Here is a 316-nt window from a genome sequence, read left to right as displayed (position 1 = left end):
ATATTAATCAATGCATATTATACCAATCATCAATTAGACGATAAGTAACAAGTTAGGCAAAGTGAGTTCCACAAGCAGATTAACCCGCTGGTAGAAAAACAAATCAGATGACTCACTTATAAGGAAATACGATGAAAGCCGTGTATTTAGAAGAGTATGGAAGTGCGCAGAACTTAACCTTCGGCGATATAGCTAAACCCACCATCACCCCAAATCAAGTGCTGATCAAAGTACAAGGCGCGGGGGTGAACCCTGTTGACTGGATGGTAAGAGAGGGATTCTTACAGGCTAGCGGTCAACATGAAATGCCACTCAT

1 pseudogene is annotated in these 316 nt (G+C 41.8%); it reads left to right on the top strand.

Annotated features, from left to right (window positions below):
• Positions 1–131: 131 nt before the first annotated feature.
• Positions 132–316, top strand: a pseudogene (locus AB4512_RS22885) (NADP-dependent oxidoreductase); the annotation flags it as partial.

This window comes from Vibrio sp. 10N.222.52.B7 (assembly GCF_041474275.1).
GTDB classification, from domain to species: Bacteria; Pseudomonadota; Gammaproteobacteria; order Enterobacterales; family Vibrionaceae; genus Vibrio; species Vibrio crassostreae_C.
The sequence above is the reverse complement of the archived record's forward strand: the minus strand, read 5'-3'. Positions and strand labels throughout refer to the sequence as shown.